1 protein-coding gene is annotated in these 1322 nt (G+C 36.9%); it reads right to left on the reverse strand.

What is annotated here, in order from left to right:
- On the reverse strand, positions 1-1322 hold a 1322-nt coding region (locus AB5935_RS26455; protein ID WP_368327922.1), incomplete at both ends, for a two-component regulator propeller domain-containing protein.

Genomic DNA, 1322 nt, shown 5'->3' on the forward strand with positions numbered 1-1322 from the left:
GTTGAATACAGGGCAGTTGATAATATTGTGAATACCGGATTTCATTCCTTTTCTAACCGGATTGTTATGCAGGAAAAAGTCGGTAATCCGGATATTCCATGTTTTTGCCGGATTGATAATGTCTTGCGGATTGAAATAGGTGATACCATTCATTCCGCCAAACCAGATAATACCTTGTTTATCTTTGAAGGAGGCATTCTTGTAGAACTCATTTCCCTGTAATCCGTCGCTGACATAATAATTGATAAATTTGTTGTTTTTCTTTTGGAATTGGGAAATTCCGGCATTGGTGCTTATCCAAAGAAAATCTTTTCCATCTCCTTGTATGGCATATATTGTATTACTGGGCAATCCGTCTGCAGTAGTATAAGTGGTTAGTTCTTTCGTATTTTTATTCCAACCGGATAATCCTTCGGAACTGCCCAACCAGACAACTCCTTCGTCATCTTCAAAGATTGAATAAATAACATTTTGTGAGAGTATCTTATGACTTTGAAAATCAGGACTGTCAAGGTCTATACAGTTGATGCCGTCATAAGTTCCGACATACAGTTTATTATCATCGGAATAGTGCAGACAACCTATCCATTCGTTGATTAGAGATGTCCGAGATTGTATGGATGTAAATTCTTTCGTTTTCAGGTCATAGTAGAACAAACCGAATCCCATTGTCGCAATCCAAAGACGCTTGTTTTTATCTTCTGCGAAATCATATACACGTTGTATATAGTTGTTGTTCTTATCTACCAGTTTGTACTGGTAATCGCATAATCCTGTCTGTTTGTTCAGCTTTCCCATACCGTTTATAAAGGAGCCGACCCAAATGTTGTACTCGGAATCTTCATATAGTTTTATAACTGTTGAAGGCACAGAATTAGGGTGATTAGTATGCGAGAAATGTTTAGCCGGTTCTAACTTTTCTGTCAGGGCATAAATTCCGTCATTGTCTGTTCCAACCCATAACATACCGTTGTTGTCTTTGCAGAATGAGGTTATACAACTGGAACCGATCATGTTTTTATCCATGGATTTATGTCCTATATACTTGAAACTGTTTGTTCGGGCAGGTATCTGCATGACTCCTTTCTGATAAACAGCCAACCATAAGTTACCGGAATTGTCTTTTAGGATAGAATGTATTTTTGAATTTTTTGAATCAAAATAGTTGTTGTCAAAATTGTATTCGGAGATTTCATGAGTTTGGTTATTGTAGACACTCATACCTTTACCATCAGTTCCGATATATAATTCATTTTGCGGTCCGGAATAGAGGAAACAGATAGGAAGTTCTCTCTTTTCTTTAAAATCAATAGGTATAAAGG

The sequence above is a fragment of the Phocaeicola sp. RTP21198st1_B8_RTP21198_201120 genome (assembly GCF_040929485.1).
Lineage (GTDB): Bacteria > Bacteroidota > Bacteroidia > Bacteroidales > Bacteroidaceae > Phocaeicola > Phocaeicola dorei.